The 26,812-nt window shown below is 66.6% G+C and carries 23 protein-coding genes; 10 read left to right on the top strand and 13 right to left on the bottom strand.

Annotation, left to right across the window (positions count from 1 at the left end; all coding sequences use genetic code 11):
* Positions 1 to 25 precede the first annotated feature (25 nt).
* Together ACS5Q7_RS03145 and ACS5Q7_RS03140 are read right to left on the bottom strand one after the other, a co-directional pair.
* Complete coding sequence (locus tag ACS5Q7_RS03145; RefSeq protein WP_478337947.1) at positions 26 to 2,554, bottom strand: circularly permuted type 2 ATP-grasp protein; 2,529 nt, start codon at positions 2,552 to 2,554, stop codon at positions 26 to 28.
* A complete protein-coding gene (locus ACS5Q7_RS03140; RefSeq protein WP_478337946.1) occupies positions 2,551 to 5,817 on the bottom strand; it encodes a transglutaminase family protein in 3,267 nt (1,088 codons plus the stop codon). Before ACS5Q7_RS03140 ends, ACS5Q7_RS03145 begins: the two co-directional genes overlap by 4 nt.
* Positions 5,818 to 6,008: 191 nt before the next feature.
* Between ACS5Q7_RS03140 and ACS5Q7_RS03135 the strand changes: the two genes are divergently transcribed.
* Positions 6,009 to 7,205, top strand: a complete 1,197-nt coding sequence (locus ACS5Q7_RS03135; protein ID WP_478337945.1) for a zinc-binding metallopeptidase family protein — start codon at positions 6,009 to 6,011, stop codon at positions 7,203 to 7,205.
* Between the two features lie 4 nt (positions 7,206 to 7,209).
* On the opposite strand, the gene mntR is transcribed toward ACS5Q7_RS03135, so the two are convergent.
* A complete protein-coding gene (mntR, locus tag ACS5Q7_RS03130; protein WP_478337944.1) occupies positions 7,210 to 7,668 on the bottom strand; it encodes a manganese-binding transcriptional regulator MntR in 459 nt (152 codons plus the stop codon).
* Between the two features lie 139 nt (positions 7,669 to 7,807).
* Here mntR and ACS5Q7_RS03125 point away from each other — a divergent pair, with 139 nt between their 5' ends.
* Positions 7,808 to 9,136, top strand: a complete 1,329-nt coding sequence (locus ACS5Q7_RS03125) for an Nramp family divalent metal transporter (RefSeq protein WP_478337943.1) — start codon at positions 7,808 to 7,810, stop codon at positions 9,134 to 9,136.
* On the opposite strand, the gene ACS5Q7_RS03120 is transcribed toward ACS5Q7_RS03125, so the two are convergent.
* Entirely contained in the window at positions 9,133 to 11,115 is a 1,983-nt protein-coding gene (locus ACS5Q7_RS03120; protein WP_478337942.1) for an acyl CoA:acetate/3-ketoacid CoA transferase, read from the bottom strand. The genes ACS5Q7_RS03125 and ACS5Q7_RS03120 overlap by 4 nt on opposite strands.
* A 590-nt stretch (positions 11,116 to 11,705) precedes the next feature.
* Here ACS5Q7_RS03120 and motA point away from each other — a divergent pair.
* Positions 11,706 to 12,563 (top strand): flagellar motor stator protein MotA, encoded by an 858-nt coding sequence (gene motA, locus ACS5Q7_RS03115; RefSeq protein WP_478337941.1) that lies wholly within the window; start codon positions 11,706 to 11,708, stop codon positions 12,561 to 12,563.
* 199 nt (positions 12,564 to 12,762) lie between these two features.
* On the top strand, positions 12,763 to 13,623 hold the full coding sequence (locus ACS5Q7_RS03110; RefSeq protein WP_478337940.1) for a flagellar motor protein MotB: 861 nt from the start codon (positions 12,763 to 12,765) through the stop codon (positions 13,621 to 13,623).
* 51 nt (positions 13,624 to 13,674) lie between these two features.
* On the opposite strand, the gene ACS5Q7_RS03105 is transcribed toward ACS5Q7_RS03110, so the two are convergent.
* A complete protein-coding gene (locus ACS5Q7_RS03105; RefSeq protein WP_478337939.1) occupies positions 13,675 to 15,363 on the bottom strand; it encodes a thiamine pyrophosphate-binding protein in 1,689 nt (562 codons plus the stop codon).
* Positions 15,364 to 15,534: 171 nt separating this feature from the next.
* Here ACS5Q7_RS03105 and ACS5Q7_RS03100 point away from each other — a divergent pair, with 171 nt between their 5' ends.
* Together ACS5Q7_RS03100 and ACS5Q7_RS03095 are read left to right on the top strand one after the other, a co-directional pair.
* Positions 15,535 to 15,795 carry a type II toxin-antitoxin system HicA family toxin gene (locus tag ACS5Q7_RS03100; protein WP_478337938.1) on the top strand — a complete coding sequence of 87 codons (261 nt, stop codon included), beginning with the start codon at positions 15,535 to 15,537 and terminating at the stop codon, positions 15,793 to 15,795.
* A complete protein-coding gene (locus tag ACS5Q7_RS03095; RefSeq protein ID WP_478337937.1) occupies positions 15,792 to 16,121 on the top strand; it encodes a type II toxin-antitoxin system HicB family antitoxin in 330 nt (109 codons plus the stop codon). The genes ACS5Q7_RS03100 and ACS5Q7_RS03095 overlap by 4 nt, the downstream gene beginning before the upstream one ends.
* A 56-nt stretch (positions 16,122 to 16,177) precedes the next feature.
* Here the strand turns inward: ACS5Q7_RS03095 and ACS5Q7_RS03090 are convergent, their stop codons facing one another.
* The 3 genes from ACS5Q7_RS03090 to ACS5Q7_RS03080 form a co-directional block, all read right to left on the bottom strand.
* Positions 16,178 to 17,062: a LysR substrate-binding domain-containing protein gene (locus ACS5Q7_RS03090; protein ID WP_478337936.1), complete on the bottom strand. Its 885-nt coding sequence runs from the start codon at positions 17,060 to 17,062 to the stop codon at positions 16,178 to 16,180.
* Positions 17,063 to 17,147: 85 nt separating this feature from the next.
* The gene (locus ACS5Q7_RS03085; RefSeq protein WP_478337935.1) at positions 17,148 to 18,836 is read right to left on the bottom strand and encodes a methyl-accepting chemotaxis protein; all 1,689 of its coding nucleotides are present in this window, start codon (positions 18,834 to 18,836) and stop codon (positions 17,148 to 17,150) included.
* 164 nt (positions 18,837 to 19,000) lie between these two features.
* Entirely contained in the window at positions 19,001 to 19,804 is an 804-nt protein-coding gene (locus ACS5Q7_RS03080; protein WP_478338022.1) for a transporter substrate-binding domain-containing protein, read from the bottom strand.
* A gap of 164 nt (positions 19,805 to 19,968) precedes the next feature.
* On the opposite strand from ACS5Q7_RS03080, the gene ACS5Q7_RS03075 reads away from it, so the two are divergent.
* Both ACS5Q7_RS03075 and ACS5Q7_RS03070 read left to right on the top strand, forming a co-directional pair.
* Positions 19,969 to 21,162: a glycosyltransferase gene (locus ACS5Q7_RS03075; RefSeq protein WP_478337934.1), complete on the top strand. Its 1,194-nt coding sequence runs from the start codon at positions 19,969 to 19,971 to the stop codon at positions 21,160 to 21,162.
* Between the two features lie 56 nt (positions 21,163 to 21,218).
* The gene (locus ACS5Q7_RS03070) at positions 21,219 to 21,692 is read left to right on the top strand and encodes a hypothetical protein (RefSeq protein ID WP_478337933.1); all 474 of its coding nucleotides are present in this window, start codon (positions 21,219 to 21,221) and stop codon (positions 21,690 to 21,692) included.
* 14 nt (positions 21,693 to 21,706) lie between these two features.
* Here the strand turns inward: ACS5Q7_RS03070 and ACS5Q7_RS03065 are convergent, their stop codons facing one another.
* Positions 21,707 to 22,207 (bottom strand): hypothetical protein, encoded by a 501-nt coding sequence (locus ACS5Q7_RS03065; RefSeq protein ID WP_478337932.1) that lies wholly within the window; start codon positions 22,205 to 22,207, stop codon positions 21,707 to 21,709.
* A gap of 179 nt (positions 22,208 to 22,386) precedes the next feature.
* Between ACS5Q7_RS03065 and ACS5Q7_RS03060 the strand changes: the two genes are divergently transcribed.
* Positions 22,387 to 23,346, top strand: coding sequence for a DNA-methyltransferase (locus ACS5Q7_RS03060; protein WP_478337931.1), 960 nt, complete (start codon positions 22,387 to 22,389; stop codon positions 23,344 to 23,346).
* On the opposite strand, the gene ACS5Q7_RS03055 is transcribed toward ACS5Q7_RS03060, so the two are convergent.
* Together ACS5Q7_RS03055 and ACS5Q7_RS03050 are read right to left on the bottom strand one after the other, a co-directional pair.
* A complete protein-coding gene (locus ACS5Q7_RS03055; RefSeq protein WP_478337930.1) occupies positions 23,343 to 24,266 on the bottom strand; it encodes a HindIII family type II restriction endonuclease in 924 nt (307 codons plus the stop codon). The genes ACS5Q7_RS03060 and ACS5Q7_RS03055 overlap by 4 nt on opposite strands.
* Before the next feature lie 117 nt (positions 24,267 to 24,383).
* Positions 24,384 to 25,349 (bottom strand): IS1595 family transposase, encoded by a 966-nt coding sequence (locus ACS5Q7_RS03050; protein ID WP_478337929.1) that lies wholly within the window; start codon positions 25,347 to 25,349, stop codon positions 24,384 to 24,386.
* Between the two features lie 105 nt (positions 25,350 to 25,454).
* On the opposite strand from ACS5Q7_RS03050, the gene ACS5Q7_RS03045 reads away from it, so the two are divergent.
* Positions 25,455 to 25,685 carry a helix-turn-helix domain-containing protein gene (locus tag ACS5Q7_RS03045; RefSeq protein ID WP_478337928.1) on the top strand — a complete coding sequence of 77 codons (231 nt, stop codon included), beginning with the start codon at positions 25,455 to 25,457 and terminating at the stop codon, positions 25,683 to 25,685.
* Between the two features lie 188 nt (positions 25,686 to 25,873).
* On the opposite strand, the gene ACS5Q7_RS03040 is transcribed toward ACS5Q7_RS03045, so the two are convergent.
* On the bottom strand, positions 25,874 to 26,326 hold the full coding sequence (locus tag ACS5Q7_RS03040; RefSeq protein WP_478337927.1) for a helix-turn-helix domain-containing protein: 453 nt from the start codon (positions 26,324 to 26,326) through the stop codon (positions 25,874 to 25,876).
* Between the two features lie 12 nt (positions 26,327 to 26,338).
* Positions 26,339 to 26,653 carry a DUF4258 domain-containing protein gene (locus ACS5Q7_RS03035; RefSeq protein WP_478337926.1) on the bottom strand — a complete coding sequence of 105 codons (315 nt, stop codon included), beginning with the start codon at positions 26,651 to 26,653 and terminating at the stop codon, positions 26,339 to 26,341.
* Positions 26,654 to 26,812: the final 159 nt, after the last annotated feature.

Here is a 26,812-nt window from a genome sequence, read left to right as displayed (position 1 = left end):
GCGAATCCGGTGAGGAGGGCGGCCATCAGGCGAGACCCGTCAGCTTTTCCTGACGGGGCGCGTGCGGCCAGGTCGGGAAATAGCGGGTGGCGATGCCGTCGGCGAGGCGTTCGAGGTCGGTGTTGAGTGCGGCCAAGCGCACCGCGTCGAAATCCGCCGCCTCCCCGGCTTTCAGATCGCCGAGGATCCGCCCCGCCAGCCGGCCATGCGGCTCGGGGATGCCGTCGGCCGACAGCGCGGGCAGTTCCGAGAGGTGGCGGACGATGGCCTCCATCTGGAAGGCGATCGAGCGCGGGTTGTAGGGGTCGAGGAGCACCATGTCGCGCACGGGGTCCAGGGCGGCGCCCTGCATGTAGCGGCGGCCGTAGCTGATCTGCGAATCCGCCAGCGCCAGCATCGTCCCGAGGCAGCCCGGCGTCGCCTCGTCGTTGGCGAAGGCCAGGGCGAAGGTGCAGGTGTTGATCGCCCGCTCGATCCGCCGGCCGAGTTCGGCGAAGTGCCAGCCCTCGGCCCGGCTGGTGTTCTCGTGGGCGAGGCCCGCCAGCGCCGCGAGGTGGCTGAGCGTCCGCTCGGCCCGCGTGGCGAGCTGCGATTCCGTGAAGGCGCGCTCGGTGTCGAGGGAGAGCAGATCCGACAGGTCGGCCAGCACCCGCCAGATCTCGCCGGACAGGCGCGCCCGCAGGGCGGCGGCGTTGCGGCGGGCGGAGGTGACGTGCGCCCGCGCCGAGCCCGGCTGGTCGCGGCCACACAGGGCCTCCTGCGCCAGGGCGGCGGTGGGCAGGTCGGCGCCGCCGACGCAGGCCCATTCGTCGAGGATGGCGCGGATCGCCAGGGCGGCGGGGGCGTCCGGGGAGCCGGAGATGTCGGCGCCCACCGCGTCGCCGAAGCTGCGCAGGTGGGCCAGCGTCAGGCGGGTGACGGCCTCGGCGCGCTCGGCGTAGCGGCCGAACCAGAACAGCCCGTCCGCCGCCCGCGCCGGGAGATGGCCGCCGATGCGCCGCACCCGCGGCGCCGCGTGCGAGCCGATGAGCGGCGTGGCGATGGGCTCGTCGGACAGGACCCACACATCCGCCGAGCGGATGCCGAGGCGCAGTTCCAGCGGATCGACGTTGTCCCGCTCGGCCATCCGGCAGAATCCGCCGGGCATCACCCGCCAGCCGGCGGCGGTGCGCGCCGCGAAGACGCGCATCACGAAGGGGCGCGGCACGAGGGTGAGGCCGTCCGGCCCGCGCTCCCAGCCCGGCATGGTCGAGAACGGCGCGGGCTCCTGGGCGACGGTGTCGAACGGGCGGTCGCGCAGGGCGTCCACCACCGCCGCCCGGCCGGCGGCCAGCGCCGAGGGGGCGAGCAGCGCATCGCGCCCGGCCCCGCGCTGGGGCGTCGCGGCGGGGCGCAGGATGAGGCCGTCGAGGTTCGCCCGGACATGGGCGAGCCCTTCGAGGTCGCCGCACCACCATGTCCGGGGGTGGGACAGGCGCAGGGGCTCGCCGAGCAGCCGCTGGCACAGGCCGTCGAGATAGGGCGTCAGCGCGGCCGATTCGACGAGGCCCGAGCCCGGCATGTTGGCCATCACCAGGGAGCCGTTGCGCAGGGCGTCGAGCACCCCCGGCACCCCGAGCCGCGAGGTGGCGTTGAGTTCCAGCGGATCGAGGTAATCGGCATCGATCCGCCGCCACAGGGCGTCGGCCCGCTTCAGGCCGGAGACGGTGCGGACATGCAGCCGCCCGTCCTGCATGACGAGGTCGTCGCCCTCCACCAGCATCAGGCCGAGATAGCGGGCGAGCGCCGCCTGCTCGACATACGTCGAGCTGTAGGGGCCGGAGGTCAGCAGGCAGATGCGCGGGTCGGCGCGCTCGGCGCCGAGCGCCAGCCCTTCGCGAAACGCCTGGAAGAAGCCCGGCAGGCGCTCGACATGCAGGTCCTGGAAGAAATCCGGGAAGGTCCGGGCGAGGACCATGCGGTTCTCCAGCGCCCAGCCGAGGCCGGAGGGGGCCTGCGTCCGGTCGGCCAGCACCTGCCAGCGCCCGTCCGGCCCGCGCCCGAGATCGGCCGCGTAGAGCCGCAGGTGGTGGCCGCCGGGCGGCGACACGCCGTGCAGCGGATGCAGGAAGTCCGGGCTGCCGGCCACGATGGCGGCGGGCAGGTGGCCGGCGGCGACGAGGTCGCCCGGACCGTAGACGTCGGCGAGGATCGCCTCCATCAGTTCGGCCCGCTGGATGAGGCCGGCGCAGAGGTCGCGCCATTCGCCCGCCTCGATCACCAGGGGCATGGCGCCCAGCGGCCAGGGATGCTCCCGCTGGTCCCCCGCGATGCGGAAGGAGATGCCCGCGTCGCGGATATGCCGTTCCGCCGAGACGAAGCGGGCCATGATCTCGGCCTCGGGCAAGCCGCCGAGCTTGTCGAGGAGGTGCCGCCACACCGCGCGCGGCTGACCGTCCGGCCCGAGGAATTCGTCGGGCAGGTTGGGATCCGGACGATAGGAGGCCGTCCAGCGCGCGACCCGCTGGCCTGAGCTCTCGCCAGGCTCGATGCCGGTCGCGAGCGCCGCGCTCATCGGGGCACGGGTGTCCGCAGGTCGAGGGTCAGGGGGAACTCGGCGCTCCCCTCCTCGGCCGGCATGGCGATGCGGCCCGGCGTATGGCCGTGCGCCTGGAACCGGGCGAGGCGCCGCCCCTCGGCCTCGTAGGCGTTGACGGGATGGGTCTCGTAATTGCGCCCGCCCGGATGGGCGACATGATAGCGGCAGCCGCCCAGCGAGCGCCCGCTCCACGCATCCAGGATGTCGAAGGTCAGCGGCGAGTGGGCGGGAATCGCCGGGTGCAGGCTGGAGGCCGGCTGCCACGCCTTGAAGCGCAGGCCCGCCACCGCCTCCCCGGCCCGGCCGGTGCCCGTCATCGGCAGGCGGCGGCCGTTGCACGCGACGACGTGCCGGCCGGGGACGAAGCCCTCGACCTTGACCTGCAGACGCTCGACCGAACTGTCGACGAAACGCACCGTGCCCCCGCTCGACCCTTCCTCGCCCATCACGTGCCAGGGCTCCAGGGCCTGGCGCAGTTCGAGACGCACCCCGCCCTGCTCCACGGTGCCGAAGACCGGGAAGCGGAACAGGGCCTGCGCCTCGAACGCCGTGGGATCGAAATCGTAGCCGGCCCGCGACAGGTCTGCCAGCACGTCGAGGAAGTCCGCCCAGAGGAAATGGGGGAGCATGAAGCGATCATGCAGGCTCGTGCCCCAGCGGACACAGCCCCCCTGCTGCGGCTCCCGCCACAGCCACGCGACCAGCGCCCGCAGCAGCAACTGCTGCGCGAGCGACATGCGCGCATCCGGCGGCATCTCGAAGGCGCGGAATTCCAGCAGGCCGAGGCGGCCGGTGGGGCCGTCCGGCGAGTAGAGCTTGTCGATGCAGATCTCGGCCCGGTGGGTGTTGCCGGTGACGTCGATCAGGATGTTGCGGAACAGCCGGTCCACCAGCCAGCGGGGGATGTTGGGCGTGTCCGGCGCCGGCACCTGCGCCAGGGCGATCTCCAGCTCGTAGAGGCCGTCGTGGCGGCCCTCGTCGATGCGCGGCGCCTGGCTCGTCGGGCCGATGTAGAGGCCGGAGAACAGGTAGGACAAAGCCGGGTGGCGCTGCCAGTAGAGCACGATGCTCTTGAGCAGGTCCGGCCGGCGCAGGAACGGCGAATCGTCCGGCGTGACGCCGCCGAGCACCACGTGGTTGCCGCCGCCCGTGCCGGTGTGGCGGCCGTCGGTCATGAACTTTTCCGCCCCGAGGCGGGTCTGGCGCGCCTCCTCGTACAGGCCGGTGGTGATGTCCACCGCCTCCCGCCAAGAGGCGGCCGGGTGGACGTTGATCTCGATGACGCCGGGATCGGGCGTGACCTTGATCAGCGACAGCCGCGGATCGAAGGGCGGCTCGTAGCCCTCGATATGGATCGGCTGCTTCTGCTCGGCCGCCACGGCCTCGAGATGGGCGACGAGTTCGAGGTATTCGTCCACCCGCTGCACCGGGGGCATGAACACCCGGATCACCCCGTCGCGGGGCTCGATGGCGAGGGCCGTGCGCACGGCGACCCCGGCGATCCCGCCTCCGTTGGCGACCCGCGCGGCCTTGCCCTCCGGCAGGGCACCGCGCGCCTCCAGCGGGTCCTGCGGCTGGTAATAGGGATAGTGCTCCGGCGGCACGTAGGGCAGCGACGAGAGCGGCAGCCGGTAGCCCACGGGGGAATCGCCCGGCACGAGATAGGCGTGGCCGCGCCCGAACTCCCATGTCTCCGAGATCCAGACGCGATCCGCATCGCCGTCCTTGCCCGTGGGCAGGCTCGCCAGCGGCAGCACGTAGCCCGCCGCCTCCCCGAGGCCGCGCTCGTAGACCCGCTTGATCCGGGCGTCGAACTCCACCGAGCCCGACCGCGCCGCCGCCGTCGTTACGTTGACGGGCAGTTCGGCGCGCTTCTTCTCCCAGATCTCCCCGTCCTCGAAGGCCGGGAAGACGAAGGGCTCGAGGCCGAGCCGGGCGGCGAGCGCGCCCATGAAGGCCTTGGCCTGGGTGATCGTCGCCTCGCCGGTCCCGCCCTCGGGGGCGATCAGGGCGGCGTCGCGCCAGACCGGCTTGCCGTCCTTGCGCCAGTAGAGGGCGAAGGCCCAGCGCGGCAGGCTCTCGCCGGGGTACCACTTGCCCTGGCCGTAATGGAGCAGGCCCCCCGGCCCGAACTTGTCCCGCAGGCGGCGGATGAGCTGGTCGGCCAGGCCGCGCTTGGTCGGGCCGACGGCGGAGATGTTCCACTCGGGCGCCTCGAAATCGTCCACCGAGACGAAGGTCGGCTCGCCACCCATGGTCAGGCGCACGTCCTGCTCGGCGAGGTCGGCATCCACCTTTTCGCCGAGCCGGTCCATCGCCGTCCAGACATCCTCGGAATAGGGCTTCGTCACCCGCGGCGCCTCGGCCACGCGGCTGAGGCTCATCGCGAAGTCGAAGGTCGTCTCGGCGGGCTCGGCGAGGCCGGAGATCGGGGCGGCCGAGCGGTAATGCGGCGTGGCGGCCAGCGGGATGTGCCCCTCCCCCGTGAGCAGGCCGGATGTCGCGTCCATGCCGACCCAGCCCGCGCCGGGGATGTAGACCTCCGCCCAGGCGTGGAGGTCGGTGAAGTCCTTGGTGGCGCCGGCCGGGCCGTCCACGGCGGTGGTGTCGGGGACGAGCTGGATCAGGTAGCCGGAGACGAACCGGGCCGCGAGGCCGATCCGGCGCAGCACCTGCACCAGCAGCCACGCCGAATCGCGGCAGGAGCCGCTCTTGAGAGTCAGGGTTTCGGTGGGGGTCTGCACCCCCGGCTCCATCCGCACGCCGTAGGCGATCTCGCGGGCGATCAGCCCGTTGAGGGCCACGAGGAACAGGACGGTGTTGGTCTCCTCCGGCAGGCGGGCGAGCAGCGCCTCGATCTCCGGCCCCTCTGCCTCGACGGGGGTGAGGTAGGGGGCCAGCTCCTCGCGCAGTTCCGGGTCGTAGGCGAAGCCCCGCGTCTGGGCGTAATCCTCGACGAAGAAGTCGAACGGGTTGATCACCGCCATCTCGGCGGTGAGATCGACCTCGATCCGCAATTCGTCGGTCTTCTCGGGGAAGACCAGCCGGGCGAGCCAGTTGCCGCTCGGATCCTGCTGCCAGTTGATGAAGTGGTTCTGCGGCGTGACCTTCAGGGCGTAGGCCGGCACCTGCGTGCGCGCGTGCGGCGCCGGCCGCAGGCGGACCACCTGGGGACCGAGCCCGATCGGCCGGTCGTAGCGGTAATGCGTGACGTGGTGCAGGGCGACTTTGATCGACACGGGGGCTCCGTCACAGCATCTCGGACAGGTGGCACGGACCGGACCCGGCTCGGCTCCGGTTATGCGGCAAGCGAAGGTTGCAAAGCAATTTCCGTGCGGGGAAGGTGTCCCCCGTGCTCCGGCAGGAACTTTGCCTTACTCCTCCGCTTGACCGCGCGGGGCCGGCGTGCCGGCCCCTGGGACCCCGGACCATGAAGATCTTCCAGTGCCAGGCCTGCGACCAGCCGGTCACCTTCGAGGCGACCGGCTGCGAGAGCTGTGAGCGGCGCCTCGGCTATGTCTGTGCCCGGCACGAGGTCTCGGCGCTGGAGCCCGCCGGCTTCTCGATCCATCCCCGGATGGGCGGCGCGCAGATCTACCACGCCTATGCCGATCCGGGGCCGCGCTACCGCTATTGCCAGAACGCCGTCTCGTCCGCCTGCAACTGGCTGGTGCCGGAAGACAGCCCGGACATCTTCTGCACCTGCTGCCGCCACAACCGCGTGGTGCCCGACCTCACCGTGCCGTGGAACCTCGTCCGCTGGCGCCAGATCGAGGCCGCCAAGCACCGGCTGTTCTACTCGCTGCTGCGCCTCGAACTGCCGCTCGCCACCCGCGAGCAATACACGGACGGCCTCGCCTTCGATTTCCTGGCCGACCCCTCCGAGGCCAACGCCGCCGGGGCGCCGGTGCTGACGGGGCACATCAACGGCCTCATCACCATGAACATCGCGGAAGCCGACGACGTCGAGCGCGAGCGCCGCCGGATCCTGTTCGGCGAGCATTACCGCACCCTGCTCGGGCATTTCCGCCACGAGATCGGGCATTACTTCTGGTACTTGCTGGTGATGAACAGCCCCGTCCAGGAGACCTTCAGGGGATTGTTCGGGGACGAGCGGCGCAACTACGTCCAGGCCCTGCGGACCCATTACGCCGGGGGCGCCCCGCCCGATTGGGAGGGCAGCTACGTCTCGGCCTACGCCACCGCCCATCCCTGGGAGGATTTCGCCGAGACCTTCGCCCATTACCTGCACATCGTCGACACGATCGAGACCGCCTCGACCTTCGAACTCCACGTGCGCCCGCGCCTGCGCAGCCGGGTCGATCTCTCGCCGCAGCCGCCGACGGTGATCGATTTCGACCCCTACGACACGGCCGACCTCGACCGTCTGATCGAGGCTTGGCTGCCGCTGACCTACGCGGTGAACTCCCTGTCGAGCAGCATGGGCCAGCCGGCGCTCTACCCGTTCAAGCTGACGCCGGCGGTGATCGCCAAGCTCGCCTTCGTCCACGAGCGCATCTACGCCGCCCGCGTCGGGGTGATGCCCACCCCCGACGAGGCCGAGGCGGACATTCTCCGCGCGGTCATCACCGGCCTCCGCCAGAGGGTCGCCGCGCCGACCGTGTGAGGGGCTACCCCCGCCGCGCCTCGGCGAAGGCCCGGAACGCCTCCAGCGTCTCGGCGCTGACATGGTGCTCGATGCCCTCGGCGTCGCGGCGGGCGGTCTCGGGGCTGACGCCGAGGGCGCACAGGAAGCGCTCCACGATGCGGTGGCGCTCCCGCGACTCGCCGGCGAGCCGCTTGCCCGCCTCGGTCAGGAACACCCCGCGATAGGGCCGCTGCTGCACCAGCCCCTCGTCGCACAGGCGCTTCAGCATCTTGGCGACGGTCGGCTGCGCCACCCCGAGCCGGGCGGCGATGTCCACCTGCCGCGCCTCGCCGCCGTCGCCGATCAGGTCGTCGATCAGCTCGACATAATCCTCGACCAGTTCCAGCCGCCGTGCCTCGCGCGCCTGCCGGAAGCTCTCGACATGGCGCTCGGGATCGACGAGCGCGGTCTCGCTCCGGCCGGACGACTCCGATTCCTGCATCCGAACGCCTCCCTCGGAGCCTCACCCCGTCCTTAGAGCGAGCGCCGAGGCCGTTGCAATCCGCCGGATCGGGAAAGCCCTTGTCGCGAGCCTCGGCTTTTCTATATAGCCGATGCTATACGAAGGGAACCGGGCGACCATGGCGGCAGGCGATCTCGTCGTGACGGAGAGGCGGGCCGAAGCCGGCCTCAGCCGTGCGACGGAGGACGGCATCCGTGCCGTGCTCGACGGACGTCCGGGCGGGCGCGCCCGTTTCCTGCTGTTCGCCGGGCCGGCGGTGACGGCTTCCATCGCCTACATGGACCCCGGCAACTTCGCGACGAACATCCAGGCCGGCGCCCGCTACGGCTACAGCCTGCTCTGGGTGGTGCTGGCGGCGAACCTGACCGCGATGCTGTTCCAGGCCCTCTCGGCCCGGCTGGGGATCGTCACCGGAAAACACCTCGCCGAGCATTTTCGCGATGCGCTGCCGACGCGCTGGCGCTTCGCCGCCTGGGGCGTCAGCGAGGTCGCGGCCATGGCCACCGACCTCGCGGAGTTCCTGGGCGGGGCCATCGGTCTGTCGCTGCTCGCCGGCATCCCGCTGATGGCGGGGATGGCGATCACGGCCGTCGTCACCTACGCGATTCTGCTCCTGGAGAACCGGGGCTTCCGGCCGCTGGAGATCGCCATCGGCGCGATGGTCGGCACGATCGGCCTCTGCTACGCGGTCGAACTGCTGGTCGCGCCGGTCGCCTGGGGCGAGGCGGCGAAGGGGCTCGTCACCCCGAGGATCCCCGATGCCGAGGCCCTGACCATCGCGGTCGGGATCATCGGCGCGACGGTGATGCCCCATGCCCTGTTCCTGCATTCCGGCCTGACTCAGGGGCGCGGCGCCCCGCGCGACGAGGCCGACCGCCGCCTGCTCGTGCGCTTCTCCGACCGGGAGGTGATGATCGCCCTGGCGCTGGCGGGCCTCGTCAACATGGCGATGGTGATCATGGCGGCCTCGGCCTTCCATGCCGGACACAGCGAGGTGTCCGAGATCCAGGAGGCGTACAAGACGCTGACGCCCCTCCTCGGCCCGGCGGCGGCGGGGGCCTTCCTCGTCTCGCTCATCGCCTCGGGCGTGTCGTCCTCGGTGGTGGGCACCCTCGCCGGGCAGATGGTGATGCAGGGCTTCACCGGCTGGCACATCCCGATCCTCGTGCGCCGCCTCGTGACGATGGCGCCCGCCTTCGCCGTGGTCGCGGCGGGGGTGGACCCGACGCGGGCGCTGGTGCTCTCGCAGGTCGTGCTCTCGCTCGCCCTGCCGGTGCCGATGATCGGCCTCGTGCTGTTCACGAGCCGGTCCAGGGTGATGGGTCCCTTCGCCAACGGCCCGTGGACCAGGGCCGCCGCCATCGCCGGGGCGGGGGTGGTGCTGGCGCTGAACGTCGTGCTGCTCGCGCAGGCGCTGGGGGTGCCGGTGCCGGGGTTGGCGGATTAGGCCGCCGAGGCGACGGCGGGGGAGATGCGCTTGCGGGCCTTGCGGTCCTCGGTGCTGCTGACGAAGGCCTGCGCCTCCTCCTTGCGCTCGAAGACGTGCGGCGCCACCCCGCGCTTGGTCAGGGCCTCCTCCATCTTCAGGCGCAGGAAGGCGCTCGTCGCGTAGCGGGTAGTGGTCGCGTAGTAGTTCGCCTGAAGATACTGGATCATCCCGGCGTAATCGTCGACGAGGTTGTCGTTCAGGCGGAACCCGTCGTGGTTGATCACGGCGTTGACCCGCTGGCCCGCCTTCCGGCACGCCTCCACGATGGTGAGGCGCAACTCGTCCATGTCGCCCTTCACCCGGCAGTACCAGCCTTCCAGGTTGACGAAGAGGATGTTGCGCTCGCCGTCGTAGCTCACCCGCGACTTCAGATCGAGGTTGAGCAGGTCGGAGATCAGCTCCATCGGCTCCTCGCGAAAAATGCGCGGGTCCATCGGCACGGGGCTGCGCACCACGGGGGCGAAATCCATGTGGGCGAGGATGTCGCGCGCGACGTCGATGCCCGGCGCCACCTCGATCAGTTCCAGCCCCTCCGGCGTCAATTGGAAGACGCAGCGCTCCGTCACGTAGAGCACCGGCTGCGAGCGCTGCACGGCGTAGGGGCCGGAGAAGGTGTTCTGCTGCACCGCCGTCACGAACTTGCGCGCCCGGCCCTCGGTGACGATGCGCAGGTGCCCGTCCTCGACGGCGATCTCCAGCCCGCCGGCGGTGAAGGTGCCCGCGAAGACCACGGTGCGGGCGTTCTGCGAGATGTTGATGAAGCCGCCGCAGCCGTTCAGCTTGCCGCCGAACTTCGAAGTGTTGACGTTGCCGAGGGCGTCGCACTCGGCCATGCCGAGGCAGGTCATGTCGAGGCCGCCGCCGTCGTAGAAGTCGAACATCTGGTTCTGGTCGATGATGCAATCGGCGTTCGTGGCCGCGCCGAAGCTCGACCCCGAGGCGAGGACGCCGCCCACCGCCCCCGCCTCGGTGGTGAGGGTGATGTAGGGGGTGACCTTCTCCTCGTTCGCCACCGAGGAGATGCCCTCCGGCGCGCCGACGCCGAGGTTCACGACGCCGTTCGGCGGCAGTTCGAAGGCGGCCCGGCGGGCGATGATCTTGCGCTCGTTCAGGGGCATCCGCTTGATGCCGGTGACCGGCACGCGGATCTCGCCCGCGAGCGCCGCGTCGTGCATGACGCCGTAATTCATGCGGTGCATCTCGGGCTCGGCGACCACGACGCAATCCACGAGGATGCCCGGCACTCGCACGTCCTTCGGCAGCAGGTAGCCGTCATCGACGATACGCTCGACCTGCGCGATGACGATGCCGCCGTTGTTGCGTGCCGCCATCGCCTGGGCGAGGCAATCGAGCGTCAGCGCCTCCTTCTCGTAGGAGAGGTTGCCGGACGGGTCCGCCGAGGTGGCGCGGATGAAGGCCACGTCGATCTTGGTGGCGGTGTAGAACAGCCATTCCTCGCCATCGACCTCCACGAGCTTGACGATGTCGTCGGTCGTCAAATCGTTGACCTTGCCCCCGCCATGGCGGGGATCGACGTAGGTCTGGAGCCCCACCTTCGAGAACAGGCCCGGCTGGCCGGCGGCGCAGGCCCGGTAGAGCTGCGAGATCACCCCCTGGGGCAGGTTGTAGCCGCGGATCAGGTTGTCCTGCGCGGCCTGCGCCACCTTCGGCATCCGCCCAAAATTGGCGGCGATCACCCGCGAGAGCAGGCCGGCATGGTGCAGGCGCCCGGTGCCGAGGCCTTTGCTGTCGCCCGCGCCCGCCGTCATGATCAGGGTGAGGCCCCGGGGCGATCCGGTTTCGACGAAGCGCTTCTCCAGGGCGGCATGCAGCGCCTCCGGGATGCAGCTCTGCACGAAGCCCGTGGTGGTCACGACGTCGTTCACGCGGACCAGGGCGATGGCCTCCTCCGCCGAGATGACCTTGTTCTTCCGCATGGGCCTGCCGATCCTCCCTGACATCCGGTCGGTCGGCGGGGTGGTCCCCGTCCGCCGGACGTGTCGTCGTGAGGCCGCGCGGCGCCTTGGAAGCATCCGCCGCGCGAATGACTGCATTCCGAATGCAATCGTCGTTGCGGCGCACCGTTGTTTTTCGCGTTGCACGAAACCGGGGCCTATTGCCGCGATGATACACCTATTCCGGACCGGCGCGCCGCTGAAAAACTCTTCGATGCCCGATCATAAAAATTGCGAAGTTCGGGCCGGAAGCGTCACGCCCCCGGCGAGCGCCGGTGCCTTTGGACCGACGCGATGGCGGCAAATGCGGTTTCCAAAAACTGATTAAATAACGTTACCGAATCGTGCCGATCGCGTTTAAAATTTGCATATAATGAATTGATGGCTGTCATTTCATGCGCGGGACTTTTTTGCCGCCGGACGAAAAGTGCGCGGAATGAAGGTGAAGCGTCCACCATATCGGCGCGAGTCCGCCTTGTTCGAAACGGTGGGTTAGAAGCTCGGTGAGACAGTGCCCGCTCACGGATAGCGTCGCGTGGGCCGTCTCCGCCGCCCCGCAAGGATGGGACATCATGCGGCTGATCGTCGGCACCCTGGTCGTCTTCGCCTGCGTCTTCGGCAGCTACTCGCAGATGGGTGGCCACCTGCAAGTCCTGTGGCAGCCCTTCGAATTCGTCATCATCCTCGGTGCGGCCATCGGCGCCTTCATCATCGGCAACGTGGGGCCGGTGCTCAAGGCCGTGCCCGGCATGCTGGGCACGCTGGTGAAGGGCCCCAAATATTCGCAGCAATGCTATCTCGAGCTTTTGGGGATGCAGTATTCGCTGTTCAAGCTCGCGAAGCAGAAGGGTTCGATGGCGCTCGAGCCGCACATCGAGAATCCGAGCGAGTCGACGCTGTTCAACGCCTTCCCGACCTTCGCCGCGAACCATCACGCGGTCGAATTCGTCTGCGATTACATGCGGATGGTCACGCTGGGCGTCAACAACGTCTACGAGATCGAAGTCCTCATGGATGAGGAACTGGAGACGCACCACGAGGAGCAGGAGCGTCTCGTTTCGGCCATGCAGTCGCTCGCCGACGGAACGCCGGCCCTCGGCATCGTCGCCGCCGTGCTCGGCGTGATCAAGACGATGGGGGCGATCAAGGAGCCGCCGGAGGTGCTGGGACATCTGATCGGCGGCGCGCTCGTCGGCACCTTCTTCGGCGTGTTCGTCGCCTACGGCTTCTTCGGGCCGATGGCGCAGTCGCTGAAGAGTCTCTTCGCGGCCGAATCCAAATACTATGCCTCGCTCAAGGCGGGTCTGCTCGCCCATATCGGTGGCCAGCCGCCGGTGATGTCGATCGAATTCGCCCGCAAGTCCCTGATGAGCGAAGTCCGCCCGACCTTCAACGAGGTGGAAGCGGCGACCGCCGCTCTGCCGGCCTAGAGCGGTTTCGGTTTGATCCGGATCACCTGCTTCACCGTCTTTGCGAGCGAAGCGAAGCAATCCAGGGCAGCGGGACCTGAACGGATGTGGCGGATCCCTGGATTGCTTCGCTTCGCTCGCAAAGACGGGAGGCGCGGCATGAGCCGGGTTTTCCCGAAAACGCTCTAGTGCATCGATCCGTTTTCCGAGCAGGGATTCAATGGCCACGATCATCGTCAAGAAGGTCAAGAAGGCCGCCCATGGCCATCACGGCGGGGCCTGGAAGATCGCCTATGCGGATTTCGTGACCGCCATGATGGCGTTCTTCCTGCTGATGTGGCTGATCAGCATGACGACGCAGGAGCAGAAGGTCGGTCTGGCGGAATACTTCGCGCCGGCGGCGCTGAGCACGACGAACAGCGGCGCCGGCGGGATGCTGCAGGGCACGGCCCTCGACAGCGCCGGCAACAAGCCGTCGGCGCCCCGCGACTCGGAGACGGGCTCCGACGGGAAGGACGACAGCCCGCGCCCGGACAATCCGGGCCGTGCCAAGGATCCCGATGCCAGCCGCCGGGCCGCCAACGTGCAGGCCAATCAGCGCGCCATGGCCACCCTCCGGCAGGCGCTCCAGACGATGCCGGACATTGCCGAGCTGTCGCACAACATCGTCATCGAGCCGACCAAGGAGGGCGTGAACGTGTCCCTCGTGGACGAGAACGGCCGCTCCATGTTCCGCGACGGCTCCGTCGCCCCCTACGAGCGCACCCGTCGCGTGCTGGAGGCGATCGCGCCCGCCCTGCGCCAGTTGCCCAACCGCCTGACGATCGCCGGCCACACGGCCACCGCGCGTCCGGGTTCGGCGCCGGCCGCGGAACCCTGGAACCTCACCGCCGGCCGTGCGCTCGCCGTCCGCGAGATCCTGTCGGGGGCCGGGGTACCCAACGACAACTTCGTGTCCGTGATCGGGCGCGCCGACACCGAGCCGGTCTTTCCCGACGATCCCTACATCGCGTCGAACCGGCGGGTGACGATCACCCTGCTCAACGCCAGCTCGCCGGTGCCCACGAACCAGCTGCGCTGACGACCGGGCGCGCGGAGGCGGACGCGCGCGGCCCCAGCGGCCGGCGCGCCCTCACCCCGCCCGCACCACGACCTCCACCAGATTCGCGCCGCCCGAGGCGATGCCCGCCTCGATGGCCGGGGCGATGTCGGCGGCCCGCGTCACCCGTCGCGCGGGCACGCCCATGGAGGCGGCGAGCGCCGGGAAATCGATGCGCGGATCGGTCAGGTCCATGGCGATGAAGCGGTTCGCCCGCGCCGAGGCGTAGTGCGACTGGCCCTTCATGAAGTTCTTGAGGATGTTGTACTCGGCGTTGTTGATCACCACGAAGGTGACCGGCAGCTTCTCGTGGGCGGCGGTCCAGAGGGCCTGGGGCGAATACATCGCCGCCCCGTCGCCCACCACGCAGACGACCGGCGCCCGGTCGATGCCGAGCGAGAACCCCACCGCCGCCGGCATCCCCCAGCCCAGCACGCCCCCGCGCATCGCCGCGTATTGGTGGACCGAGGGGCTGTCGAGGAAGGTGCGCAGGTGGGTGAGCGTCGCGGGCGCCTCGTCGATGATCGGGGTCTGCGCGCCGACCGCGCGGGCGACCTCGCGGGCCGCCGTCAGGGGATCGATCACCGGATCCTCGAAGGCCGCGTCGGCCGCCGCATGGAGCCTCCGGCGGCGCTCGGCCTGCTCGGCCACCGCCTGCGCGCGGAGCGTGGCGAACGCCCCTGCCCTGTCGGCGAGGCGCGGCGCGAGGAGTGGCAGCAGCGCATCGAGCGAGGCGCGGATGTCGCCCACCGTCGAGAGGGCGGTGGCATAAGTCCGGCCGAGGTCGCGCACATCGGCCGAGAGCTGGAACACGGCGGTGCCCGGCGGCACCGCCGAGCCCTCCGAATAGAGGACGGTGATGAGCGACTTGCCGCCGAGCGCGAAGACCGCGTCGTAGCGCCCGAGGATCGCCGCGATGGAATCGGCCCGGGTCGGCAGGTTGCCGGCCCAGAGCGGGTGGCTCGTGGGGAACGGGATATGCGCCGGCCAGGATGAGCCGTAGACCGGGGCGGCCAGCAGGTCGGCGAGGGCCACGGTCTGCGCGGCGGCGTCCGAGGAATCGATCTCGTCGCCCGCGATGAGGGCGAGGCGGCCCGGCGCCACGGCGGCGAGCTTGTCCGCCAGCCGGTCGAGGGAGCCCGCCACGGCGCGCTGGTCGATGGTCGAGGTCTCGCCGGCCGGGACGTCGGTCAGCGCGTCCATCACGTCCATGGGCAGGGAGAGGAAGACGGGCCCCGAGGGCGCGGCGGCGCAATCGTGGAAGGCCCGGCGTAGGAGGATCGGGATCTGGTCCGGGCTCGTGACCTCGCGCGCCCATTTCATCACCGGGTCGGCGATGGCGACGAGGTCGCCCATGAGGAGCGGGTCGGTCAGCGCATGGCGCAGGTCCTGCTGGCCGGCGGTGACGACGAGCGGCGTGCCCGAGACCTGCGAGTTCACGAGGCTGCCCATGCCGTGGCCGAGCCCACCGGCCGTGTGCAGGTTGAGGAAGGCCGGGCGCCGGGCGCCCTGCGCGTAGCCGTCCGCCATGGCGACGGCGGTGGCCTCCTGCAGGGCGAGGACGTAGGCGACGTCCGGCGCCTCGGTGAGGGCGTCGATGAGCGGCAATTCGGTGGTGCCGGGATTACCGAAGATGTAGCGCACCCCCTCCGAGCGCAGCACCTCCACGAGCAGTTCGGCGCCCCTGCGCCGCCCGGCGGCCTCGACGGTGGTAACGGTCATCGTGGGTTCCCCAAAGCCGGCCCGAGGCTAGTCCGGGGTTCCCAAAGGGCCAAGCCCTTTGGCGGGGTCCAGGGGCGGCGCCCCTGGGCATGGCAGGGCTTCACCGGTCGCGTAAGATAGCGAAACCGATTCCGGCGGATGGTGGATTGTGATACTGAGCGGTGATACTAAATGAGGCTCAGCGGGAGGCACCGTGCGACGCTCCAGGCGGTGTTCGCCGATCCGGTGCGGCCGGGCATCGTCTGGACCGACATCGAGGCTCTGATGGCGGCGTGCGGCGCGGAGATCGAGGAGGGACGGGGATCCCGCGTCCGAGTCGCCCTGAACGGCGTGCGCGCGGTGTTCCACCGGCCGCACCCGCAGAAGGAAACCGACAAGGGCGCGGTGAAGTCCGTCCGGCGCTTCCTCGCCGAAGCGGAGATTCGGCCATGACCACGATGCACTACAAGGGCTATGAGGCCGTCGTCGAATTCGATGAGGACGCCGAGCTGTTCCATGGCGAGGTGCTGAACCTCCGTGACGTGATCACCTTCCAGGGCAGTTCCGCGGCCGAGTTGAAGCAGGCCTTGGCTGACAGCATCGAGGATTACCTGGCGTTCTGCGCCGAGCGCGGCGAGGAGCCGGAGAAGCCCTATTCCGGGCAGTTCGTCGTGCGGGTCGAGCCGGGCCTGCACCGGGCCGTGGCCTCCGCCGCCCGCCGGGATGGTGTCAGCCTGAACAAGTGGGTGGCGCGGACGCTGGAACGCGCCACGGGGTGAAGCGCAGGGCGCTGCCCTGCACCCGCCAGAGGGCTTGGCCCTCTGGACACCCCGTCTCACGCGCGCAGCGTGTCGATGAGGTCGCGCACGAAGGGCGGGAGCGCGTCGAGGTCGCGCAGGCACAGGGTCAGGTCCCGGCGCGCCCAGGGGTCGGAGAGGGGCACCACCGCGAGGGCGAGGCTGCGCGCCGCCCTTAGCGCCGTGCTCTCGGGCAGGATCGCGAGGCCGACCCGCGCCTCCACCAGGCGGCACACGGCGTCGAAGCCGCGCAATTGCGCCCGCAGGCGCATCGGCCGTCCGGCCCGGGCGGCCTTCTCCACGAGGAAACGGCTGATCGCGCTGCGGCGGTCGAGGCCGACGAGGTCGCGCTCCAGCACGTCGGCCAGGGCGACCTCCCGGCGCGCCGCCAGCGCGTCGTCCCGCGCCGCCACGAGGACGAAGCGGTCCTCGCGGAACGGGAAGGTCGCGAGCGCCCCCGTGTCGACCGTGCCGGAGAGCAGCCCGAAATCCGCCGCGCCCTCGGCCACCAGCCCGACGATCTCGTCGGAGGTGCGCTCCTCGATCTCGACGGCGATGCCGGGGTGTGAGGCGAGGAAATCCGCGAGGGGGGCTGGCAGGAATTCGATCAGTGCGTGGGTGTTGGCCACCACCCGGATCTGCCCGGCGGCGCCGCCGGAATAGGCCGCCATCTCCTCGCGCAGCCGCTCCGTATCGGCCAGGATCGCGCGGGCATGGCGCATCAGCGCCCGCCCCGCCGCCGTGGGGCTCACCCCCTGCCGGCCCCGGGTGAGGAGGGTGGTGCCCAGGCTCTCCTCCATCGCCCGGATCCGCGCCGAGGCGGCGGCGAGGGCGAGGTGGGCGCGCTGCGCCCCGTGGGTGATCGAGCCGGCCTCCACCACGTGCCGGAACAGGCCGAGATCCACGAGGTCGAAACGGAACATCGCAGGGTCGTCCTTCCCCCCGACGTCGCGAGTGCCGTCCCCGCCCGTGGGCGGGGACGCTTGTCGGGCAGGGACGCGGATGAAATCAAGCCGCGCGGACGGTGTTGAGGAAGCGCGCGACCTCGGCCGTCAGGTGCTCGGACTGGCGGGACAATTCGCCCGAGGCCGACAGGACCTGCTGGGCGGCCGCGCCGGTGTCCTCGGACGCGCGGGCCACGCCCACGATGTTGCTCGTCACCTCCGACGTGCCCGTCGAGGCCTGGGCGACGTTGCGCACGATCTCCTGCGTCGCCGCGCCCTGCTGCTCCACCGCCGCCGCGATCGACGTCGCCACGCTGTTGATCTCGCGGATCCGGCCCGTGATCGCGCCGATCGCCGAGACCGCCTGATCCGTCACGCCCTGGATCTCGCCGATCTGGCTGCCGATTTCGTCGGTGGCCTTGGCGGTCTGGTTGGCCAGTTCCTTCACCTCCGCCGCGACCACGGCGAAGCCACGGCCCGCCTCGCCCGCGCGGGCGGCCTCGATGGTGGCGTTCAGCGCGAGCAGGTTGGTCTGGCTCGCGATGTTCGAGATCAGCCCGACCATGTCGCCGATCCGCGCCGAGGTCTGGCGCAGGGCCTGGACCAGGGCTGCGGTCTGGTCGGCCTCGCCCACGGCGGCCTGGGCCAGCGTGGCCGAGCCCTGCACCTGCCGGCCGATCTCCTGCACCGAGGTGCCGAGTTCCTCGGCCGCCGCCGCGACGGTCCCGACGTTCGACGCGGCCTGCTCGGCGGCGGCGGCGACGGTGGTGGATTGCGTGGCGGTCTCGGCGGCGGCCGAGCTCATCTGCTGGGCGGTGGCCTGCAACTCGGTGGCCGAGGACGAGACCATGCCGACGATGCCGCCGACGGCGGCCTCGAACCCGTCCGCCAGCTCGAACATGGTGCGCTTGCGCTCGACGGCGGCGGCCTCGTCGGCGATGCGCTTGATCTCGGCCTGCTCGGCGGCCTTCTGGGCGACCATGGCCTTGATGCCCTCGACCGCCTTGCCGACGGCGCCGATCTCGTCGCCGCGCTTGGCCTCGGCGATCTGCGCGTCGATCTCGCCCTTGGCCATCCGCTGCAGCACCGCGACGAGCCGCCCCAGCGGACGCGCCAGCTGCAGGAAGACGAAGATCGAGAGGAGGACCGCGATGACGATGCTCGCGAGACCGCCCGCGACCGACGTGAAATAGCCCGCATCGAAGGCGCGCTGCTGGTCCGCGGCGCGGCGGACGAGGAGGTCGCGCTCGACGCCCGCCATCTCGTTCGTCTGCGCGCGCAGGGCATCCATGGAGACCTTGCCCGCCCCGCCTGCCTCGATGGCGCGGGCCTTGTCCAGGGCGCCGCTCTCGACCAGCGTGATCTCCTTGTTCGCGATCTCGCTCACCCAGGTCTGGGCGGCGCGCCTGACCTGCCCGAGGCGCTCCTGCTGCGCCGGGTTGTCCGAGGTCAGCTCCCTCACCTTGTCGAAGCTCTGCTGGAAGGCCATCTGGCCCGCCCGGTACGGCTCCAGGAACTTCGGATCGCCGCCGATGAGGTAGCCGCGCAGGCCGGTCTCCTGGTTGACCATCGCGGCCGAGATCTCTTCGAGGCCGGCGAGCACCTGATAGGTGTGCTCCGTCCAATGGATGTTCGTCTCGATGGCCGACATGCGGGTGTAACCGAGAGCGCCGACACCGACCGTGACCGCCGACAGCGAGACGAAGGCAACAGCTAGTTTTGTGGTGATCTTGATGTCGGACAGGGCGCGCATTGCGGACGAGCTTTCGTTAAGCCGAGACGATGAATGGTGTCACCGGTCGCCATCCTGCCCGCGATTCAATAAATTATGTTGATTTCCAAATGGCAGATGCGGTTGGCATCAGCGAAATCGAGGACGTAAACCATCCATTTCGGAGCGCATCCACCAAAATCGGCTCAAAATGGGCTGATCGGAAAAAAGCGTAGGTACAATTCCGTATATTTGCCGTCGTCCCAGACCCGTTGCAGGGCGTCATCGAGGGCACGGGCCAGGGCGACGTCCTCCTGCCGGGTGATGAGCCCGATTCCTTCTCCGAAGAACCGGTTCTCGAGGTAATCGCCGCCGATCAGGGCGCAGCAATTCTCCGCCTCCTGTCCGCCGATATAGAGGGCGAGGTTGAGCCCGTCCGCGAAGACGTAATCGACCTCGCCGCGCTTGAGCGCGCCTTCGGCGGCGGCGAGGTCGGTGAACTCGCGGGGCTTCGCCTTCGGGAAGAAGGTGGCGAGGTAGGCCGCATGGGCACTCCCGCCGATCACCCCGACGCTGCGGCCGTCGAGACGGGCCGGCGAGGGGTCCGGCAGGCCCCTGTCGATCCGGGCGGCGAAGCGCGCGGGCCAGCGGAAATACGGCCGCGTCGCCAGGAACTTGCGCCGCAGGCCGGCGGTCAGCGGGATGGCGGCGGCCACCACGTCGCCCTGCTTGGACTCGAGGGAATCGAGCAGGGTGTCGAACCGGCGCGCCTGCACCGTGCAGGTGATGGCGAGCTTCTCGCAGACCGCCCGGGCCAGTTCCACGACGAAGCCGGTCGGGTTGCCGTCCGGCCCGGCGAAATGGAGCGGCGGGAACTCGTCGTCGGTCAGGAAGCGCACCGCCCGCCCGGTCTGGGGCGCCTCGACCCGCTCGCCCCGGCTGCGGGGATTCCAGAAATCCGGCACCGCCACGGCGGGCACGGGCTCCTGCCCGGCGGGCGCCGCCGCCATCCCCGGGGTGGCGAGGGCGAGCCACAGGGCCGCGCCCACAGCCCATCGCCGGCCCGAGCTTGACCGGGACGGGCGGCGGATGCTCCTCACGGAGCGGGGATGGCATGGCGGGCTCACCGCCCTCCCCTAGCACGGCTCGAGCCCGGTGCGGGAGCGGAACCTGGATGGGGTTCCAGGGTCAAACGGCCGGCGCGAGGAGCGACCTTCCGCCGGATATCGCCTTTCTCCGCGCCGAGGGCGTGGAGGAACACCACCTCGCCCAGGCCGCCGCGGCGGCCCGGCGGGCGGGGACCGACGCGGCCACGGCCCTCCTCCATGCCGGCCTGATCCATGAGGCCTGCTACTACCGGGCGCTCGCCCGCACCCTCCGCCTGCCGTTCCTGGACGGGCCGATCCCCTTCGGGCCGGGCCTGCGCCATCCGGATTGCCTCGTCGCCGGCGTCGCGCCCCTGGCGCCGGGCGCCTGCGCCGAGGTGGTGATCGCGCCGCGCGGATCCCTGATCGCGGAGCTGCTGTCCGGGCCGAGGCCGGTGCAGGGGCTCGCCCTCACGTCGCCGACGCACCTGCGGGAGGCGGTGTTCGCGGCGATGCCGGGGGTGATCGCCGCCGAGGCCCTGGGCCGGCGCCGGGACGGGACCGAGGCCGGGCCGATGCTGCTCGTCCTGGCCTTGGGCCTCGCGGCGCTCGCCTGCCTCCATGCCGCCGCACCGCCCCTGCCGGCTTTGGCCATCACGCTCGGGATGCAGGGAACGGTGCTGGCGCTGATGGCCTTCCGCCTCGCGGCGCCCCTCCTCGCCCCGCACGCGGTCGAGGCGCCGCCGCTGCCGGATGCGAGGCTGCCGGTCTATACGATCCTCGTGCCCCTCTACCGCGAGAAGCGGGTGGTGGACCGGCTCGTGAAGGCCCTTGCCGACCTCGATTATCCGGCCGCCAAGCTCGACATCAAGCTGCTGATCGAGGCGGACGACGACGAGACCGCGCACGCGCTGGCCAAGATCCCCCTCCCCGCCCGGTTCGAGACGATCACGGTGCCGCCGGGCTGGCCGCGCACCAAGCCGCGCGCCCTGAACGTCGCCCTGCCGCTGGCGCGGGGAAGCCTCCTCGTCGTCTACGATGCCGAGGACGTGCCGGAGCCCGACCAGCTGCGCAAGGCCGCCGCCATTTTCGCGGCCGAGCCCCCCTCGACGGCCTGCCTCCAGGGCCGGCTCGTCATCGACGATCACGACGACGGGCTCCTGCCCAAGCTCTTCGCCGCCGAATATGCCGGCCTGTTCGATGTGGTGAATCCGGCGCTCTGCGCCCTCGACCTTCCGGTGCCGCTGGGCGGCACGACCATGCATGTGCGCGGAATTAGGTAGCAAGCTCACCCAGACCAACGCTTACCGTTGACGTCGGTTTCGCCTACAATGGCGAGATGACAGACATCGCACGCCACCCCAGATCCCGCGCTGAGTCCTACGGCCAAACCGTCACCGCCTTGCTGACGAAGCGGTCGGATCTGTTCGCGGAGGCATCGAAGCTCCGCGACCGTATGGCGGAGATCAAGAACGACGTAGCGGCCTTGGACCGCGTTCTCGGCACCTTAGGCTACGAGGGCGATCTAGACGCTGCCATGCCTCGCCAGAAGCGGGAGGTGCTGTTCGGCCGGGGCGAGCTGACACGGGGCATCCTTGACACCCTAAGGGATGCAGAGGCGCCGATGACGAGCCGGGAAGTGGCGCAGTCTGTGTTGTCCCTATCAGGCCAGGACGCGCGGGATCGCAAGCTGATGGCAGAGCACACCCGGCGGGTTTCGAAGGCGTTGCGGGCTTTGAAGGGTGACCGAATTGTTCGTGGCTCCGCAGACGGGCGAGGTAATAGACTATGGGAATTAGATCTAGACCGGTAGTCGATTATCGTATTTTATGTTTGATAATTAGTGTCTATTGACTTCCGGTTAACAATGAGATGCGACATCCTGCATTCAGACAGAACATCTAGAAGCAATCTATCGTTCGAATCAAGGTATAAGTCATCAATCTGACAAGTGATGAAGGGGTTTTTGACTAAAAAACCCATAGAAGGACTTGAGTCTAATACCTTGTAATAATCAGGCTCTTTGGCTACAAAAGATTTATGCAATTTATAAAATATAATATCGTATAGACGCGTGGAAAATCCAGAAAAAATTCCATTCTCCTTGATGATTAGTATAAGTCTGCTGGTCAGACCTAATTTTATGGCTTCAAGTATTTTTGCGTGTCTCTGCTCTGATCCAACGCGTCCGAACTTACCAACGTGGGCGTATCCCGCCTCTACAATCAAACTATTGTGCTCTTCAAGCGTATTGACCAAATGATCGCCGCAACGGGTGATTTTTGGGACTCGCAAAACAATATCGCTAGCGTAAATTCTATCAGGCATCGACATCATCTTATGGATCTATAGCCTTGCCATACGACATGAAGAGCGGCAGGACGATGGAAAAAACTTGGCTTTAACTCATTACCAGATGGCTTCCCTCGCTACCCAATCATGTTAAAGATTAAATTAACGACCCTGTGTGATAGTTGCAATTTCTTCTCAGGCGCCTTGGCTGACCCATGAATGAACATGTTCGTAAAGTGCGCCGCAGTAGCATTTGGCGAGATCAATCAGATGATCGTTCGTTTGGCTTCGTTATGAACAGCATTGTTCATGCTGATTCAATTGAAGCAATCAAGAAAATCCCATCTTCTTCCGTTCATCTAATACTGAGTGATATACCATACGGCATCGGGGCAGCAGATTGGGACGTTCTCCATAGCAACACAAATACGGCCCTGCTTGGATCAAGCCCTGCCCAAGAGAAGGCAGGTGCTATTTTCAAAAAGCGTGGCAAGCCGATCAACGGCTGGTCTGATGCTGATCGTATGATACCGCACGAATATTATAATTGGTGCTCAACATGGGCGGCAGAATGGCTCAGAATTTTGAAGCCGGGAGGGTCTGCCATTATTTTTCCAGGTCGTCGGATGATGCATCGAGCAACTGCATCCTTAGAGGATGCAGGATTTAATTATAGGGATACAATCGCATGGCTTAGGACCAAGGCTCCTCATCGGGCTCAACGTCTTAGCATCGTGTTTGAGCGTCGAAAGCTCTTAGAAGTTGCCGCCAGTTTTGCTGGATGGCGGGTCGGAAACTTAAGACCAACCTTTGAGCCGATAGTATGGTGCTTCAAGCCCTACCGTATTACGATTGCTGACAACGTGCTTGAGCATGGGGTGGGGGCCTATAATGAAGAGGCGTACGCAAAATATGTTGATAAGATAGAAAACGTAATTCGTAGCGGCTTTTCTACCAACGAAGCTGGACTCCACCCAACTCAAAAACCTCTTCAACTCATGGCGGCCTTGATTGAGTTAACCACTCAGCCTGGACAAATCGTCATCGATCCATTCGCGGGTTCCGGAACTACCCTGCTAGCCGCAAAATATTTAAACAGAAATTATTTGGGCTTTGAAGTGGACAAAAATTATTATGAAATTGCATCCGAGCGTCTCCAGGGGCGTTTAATTTAATAAATTTCCATGATGCCGTTATCGCAAACCAATCTGATAGTTCTAGCCCTGCTATCTATGTTGTGTTCTCTGATCAAATGTTCAATTGCTTCCTCATGACTAAGCCGCATGATACGCTCTCTTTCGGCAGCTAGAAAAATAAGCCCTTCTTCCTTTGCTGCCGAAATTGATTTCAAAAGTTCGACTTTTTCTTCTCTCCATATTTCAGGTATAGCTTTGTGGTAAGACAACATTGTGTTATTTATTGATGTCCAGTATGGAAGTGAATCTTTTGAAGGGTTAAGCGATGCAACAACTCGGAACATAGCTTCAAAGCAATGCTCAGCCGCAGACTTATTCTCATTTACTGCAAATTGAAGCAATACAGAAAGCTGAGTGTATGATAATATTAATACGTCTCTAGCTATGGCTTGAAGATAAATTTGGCTTGATTTTTTAGGTAGCTGATAGAGTGGGCAAACCACGACAGCAAATGGTTTTCCTCTCTTCCAGCTATGCATAGCCTCGACTTTAAAATCTTTCTGATTTTTTGCCGTCCGGCTTAATCGAAAAGCCTTTGCATCAGCAACGAAGCTGTACTTTCCGGCAACCGCCTCAACATCAGCCGCATCAGCCCTTTCCGTTATCACTATGCTTTTTATACCGAGGCTCACGAATGCCTCTGAAAGCAGTATGTCGGTGTATTTAGAGTACAGCTTTTCTTCCGAAGAATCGTGTCTATAGCATTCAGGCAGGTGCCCACACATGCGAAGATGATCCAGCAAAGCGCTGACGCCTTCCTGTTTGATTTCGGACCTAATTTCAGCCTGCAAGCGCTCCGTGTCGTCCGCAAACTTACCGCTAATTTTGGAGATTTCTGAAATCCAGTATGCGCGCCGTTCTATTGTTGTGCGGCCGATTTTGTTGTTGATGGGGGCCATTGATGAGGGCTCGCAAGCGCTGTTGGCGTCACGGCCGCAACGCCTTCTATCTCAGCCTCATATCTCGTTTTTGGTGGTTATCAATCCGAATGGCGAATGTCGTATCGGTATCGTCGATTATGGGCAGGCCTTTTTCTGCCAGTAGCCCTTCCACTGCCGTGAGACAGGGTGCATCAGGGCAGCGCCGGTCGCCATAAGGTATTGGACGCCATTGCTGATGCGGCGGTGGTCCTCACGCCAAGCCATCTCGCCAGCGTAGGCAGCGAGGTAAGCACCGCTGATCCGGTGATAGATGCCCATCTCGGCGCGGCGTAGGCGGGCGAAGTACGACTCGGCCTGATTGGTGCAAGCCTCGCCGTCGCTGTAGCTCTCGCTGTGATTGATCCGCTTCGTCAGGAAGCGGGCATGGAGCTTATCCCAACCAGCGGCTTCATCGGCATGGACGGTGCTGCCAACGGCGATCTTAGCGGCCACGGTGGCGATGGAAGCTCCCTCGGAAGCCGCGACAAAGGAAACGGTGCGGCCCTGCCGCTCGCGGATTACGATGACCGACTGACGCTTGCCTGACTGGTTAGTCGCGAGGCGCCGGTCGATCCGCTTGGCTTTCTCGTTCTCAGGGCGGACATGGCCGCCAAAATAGGCGCCATCGACCTCAACGGTACCGGAGGCGGTGTGCGTCGCCGCTTCGGCGCCGATGGCCTCACGGAGCTTGTGCGATAGCACGAAGGCCGTCTTGTACTGACAGTCGAGATCGCGGGACAACTGCAGGGCGCTATGCCCCTTCGCGCCGTTCACGAAGATCGCGATGGCAAGTAGATAGGTGCCAATCGGGAGCTTGCGGCTCGCGAACGTCGTACCCGACGTGACTGAAAATTGGTGCTTACAGGCAGCGCACTTCCACAGCTTGCGCGTGGAGAGGAAGGAGTGCTTGAGGCTACCGCATCGCGGGCACACCGGATCACCGGCCGTGTCGTACCAGCGGATCATGCGGAAAGCGTCGTGGGCTTCGTCGGCGCTCATGCGCGCAACCTTCGCCAGGGAGAGCGTGCGGGCCGCGCGGGAGAGAAGGAAGTGCTGTGTCATCGGGCCAACGCTTTCCGTTGGCCTTGGTGGTAAGTGATGAAAGCACGGACGTCAACATTTTTCGTTGGCGTTGACCGTTCTCAATGGCATCCCTAATTTGTACGCATGACGCCAGAGCAGAGTCGAGCCGCGCGAGGATGGTTGGATTGGGGGCAGGCGGAGTTGGCCGCTGCCGCCTCGGTCTCGCTTTCCACCGTGCGCGACTACGAGAAGGGGCGTCGCGTTCCGATAGCGAACAATCTAGCGGCAATGCGATCTGCCCTTGAAGCTCAAGGAATCGTCTTTCTTGACGACGACCGCGTGCGTGGCGTCGGACATCTGAAACAGGCTGACTGAAATCGCTTTCCCTTCACAGAATGCGAAAGGCGCGCCGCCTGTGTTGGAGCACGGGCAGCGCGCCTCGGTTTGGAGATAAAGGGACCTGCACCCTCGGGGCGACAGGTGGAAATCCACGCCCCGCACTCTGCTATCCCCAGGTCAGCGTCTGAGCTTTGTTCTCATACGCTTAAATCTGAGCAGTGATATCAAGCGGCCCGATCCCAATCGACCCCTTTGCGGAACTCCCACGACTCGCGCTCGCGCTCGTCTTGCTCTGCTAGAGACGTGAGAAAATCCACAATTTGTTCGTGGCCTCCGATATACTGCTCATACAGATAGCGGATCATCCTCTCCTGACCGCCAATCTTTTTAGTCCCGACCGCCTTCTTCTCCCGGCGCGCTACCGACTGCTCATTCTCTCCGAGCAGTCGTGCTAGACAGGGCTGGGAAAGCCCCATCTCATTCCGTAGAAACCGAAGTTCATTGCCCGCCAGCCCTGACTTCTGACGGATAAGCATCTCGCCAATTGCGGCGTGTAGACCCTTCTGGTCAATGACGTGTATGGTTCTGCCACGCTTACCCTGCTTAATGGTGTAGCCATTCAGCAGATAGACGTTGTCCAGCCCACACTGGGTGTAGTGCAACTTGTCATCTGCCATTACGCTGCTCCTTCAATAGACCGTTATTATTGTTATGTCCGCAACGCCTTCGGCTAAGCCGACGACGACGTGGACCGGTCTACCCGAGACAGTTTTCCTTAGTACGCAAGTCCAATCCTGAAACTCCTCGTTCCACTCTGGTCCCTTCTTTAATGGTCCTTCGGATAGAACGGTGAGAACTTGCGCCGTTACGATATCTGACCCGAGCTTTGCCATTGCATGATCGGTCCAGCCTATTCGCTCCGTCTCTGCCGCAGCCGCGCGGATGATCGCTAGAGCGCGATCAGGCCCAAGTGGGCGGCGGAGAGGGACGACATCGGCAACCATGCACCTATCAATATGATAGGGCCGTGCCGACCTGTCAATATGATAGGTGCGGCGCAAATCCGTTTTCATGCAGCAGACACCACAAGGCCCCTCACCGCCGTGGCCTAGATACCTAAGCGCACGGAAGGGCGGGCCATGGTAGGATGGCCGATGCCAAGC

It is taken from the genome of Methylobacterium sp. Gmos3, from assembly GCF_056430985.1.
Note: the sequence above shows the minus strand (reverse complement) of the source record. Positions and strands in the feature narration are given on the sequence as shown.

Bases quoted from the DNA above. Each gene is read 5' to 3' on its own strand.
- ACS5Q7_RS03145 (WP_478337947.1), bottom strand. From the start codon at position 2,554: ATGAGCGCGGCGCTCGCGACCGGCATCGAGCCTGGCGAGAGCTCAGGC.
- ACS5Q7_RS03135 (WP_478337945.1), top strand. From the start codon at position 6,009: ATGAAGATCTTCCAGTGCCAGGCCTGCGACCAGCCGGTCACCTTCGAG.
- mntR (WP_478337944.1), bottom strand. From the start codon at position 7,668: ATGCAGGAATCGGAGTCGTCCGGCCGGAGCGAGACCGCGCTCGTCGAT.
- ACS5Q7_RS03125 (WP_478337943.1), top strand. From the start codon at position 7,808: ATGGCGGCAGGCGATCTCGTCGTGACGGAGAGGCGGGCCGAAGCCGGC.
- ACS5Q7_RS03120 (WP_478337942.1), bottom strand. From the start codon at position 11,115: ATGCGGAAGAACAAGGTCATCTCGGCGGAGGAGGCCATCGCCCTGGTC.
- motA (WP_478337941.1), top strand. From the start codon at position 11,706: ATGCGGCTGATCGTCGGCACCCTGGTCGTCTTCGCCTGCGTCTTCGGC.
- ACS5Q7_RS03110 (WP_478337940.1), top strand. From the start codon at position 12,763: ATGGCCACGATCATCGTCAAGAAGGTCAAGAAGGCCGCCCATGGCCAT.
- ACS5Q7_RS03105 (WP_478337939.1), bottom strand. From the start codon at position 15,363: ATGACCGTTACCACCGTCGAGGCCGCCGGGCGGCGCAGGGGCGCCGAA.
- ACS5Q7_RS03100 (WP_478337938.1), top strand. From the start codon at position 15,535: ATGAGGCTCAGCGGGAGGCACCGTGCGACGCTCCAGGCGGTGTTCGCC.
- ACS5Q7_RS03095 (WP_478337937.1), top strand. From the start codon at position 15,792: ATGACCACGATGCACTACAAGGGCTATGAGGCCGTCGTCGAATTCGAT.
- ACS5Q7_RS03090 (WP_478337936.1), bottom strand. From the start codon at position 17,062: ATGTTCCGTTTCGACCTCGTGGATCTCGGCCTGTTCCGGCACGTGGTG.
- ACS5Q7_RS03085 (WP_478337935.1), bottom strand. From the start codon at position 18,836: ATGCGCGCCCTGTCCGACATCAAGATCACCACAAAACTAGCTGTTGCC.
- ACS5Q7_RS03080 (WP_478338022.1), bottom strand. From the start codon at position 19,804: ATGGCGGCGGCGCCCGCCGGGCAGGAGCCCGTGCCCGCCGTGGCGGTG.
- ACS5Q7_RS03075 (WP_478337934.1), top strand. From the start codon at position 19,969: ATGGGGTTCCAGGGTCAAACGGCCGGCGCGAGGAGCGACCTTCCGCCG.
- ACS5Q7_RS03070 (WP_478337933.1), top strand. From the start codon at position 21,219: ATGACAGACATCGCACGCCACCCCAGATCCCGCGCTGAGTCCTACGGC.
- ACS5Q7_RS03065 (WP_478337932.1), bottom strand. From the start codon at position 22,207: ATGCCTGATAGAATTTACGCTAGCGATATTGTTTTGCGAGTCCCAAAA.
- ACS5Q7_RS03060 (WP_478337931.1), top strand. From the start codon at position 22,387: ATGAATGAACATGTTCGTAAAGTGCGCCGCAGTAGCATTTGGCGAGAT.
- ACS5Q7_RS03055 (WP_478337930.1), bottom strand. From the start codon at position 24,266: ATGGCCCCCATCAACAACAAAATCGGCCGCACAACAATAGAACGGCGC.
- ACS5Q7_RS03050 (WP_478337929.1), bottom strand. From the start codon at position 25,349: ATGACACAGCACTTCCTTCTCTCCCGCGCGGCCCGCACGCTCTCCCTG.
- ACS5Q7_RS03045 (WP_478337928.1), top strand. From the start codon at position 25,455: ATGACGCCAGAGCAGAGTCGAGCCGCGCGAGGATGGTTGGATTGGGGG.
- ACS5Q7_RS03040 (WP_478337927.1), bottom strand. From the start codon at position 26,326: ATGGCAGATGACAAGTTGCACTACACCCAGTGTGGGCTGGACAACGTC.
- ACS5Q7_RS03035 (WP_478337926.1), bottom strand. From the start codon at position 26,653: ATGGTTGCCGATGTCGTCCCTCTCCGCCGCCCACTTGGGCCTGATCGC.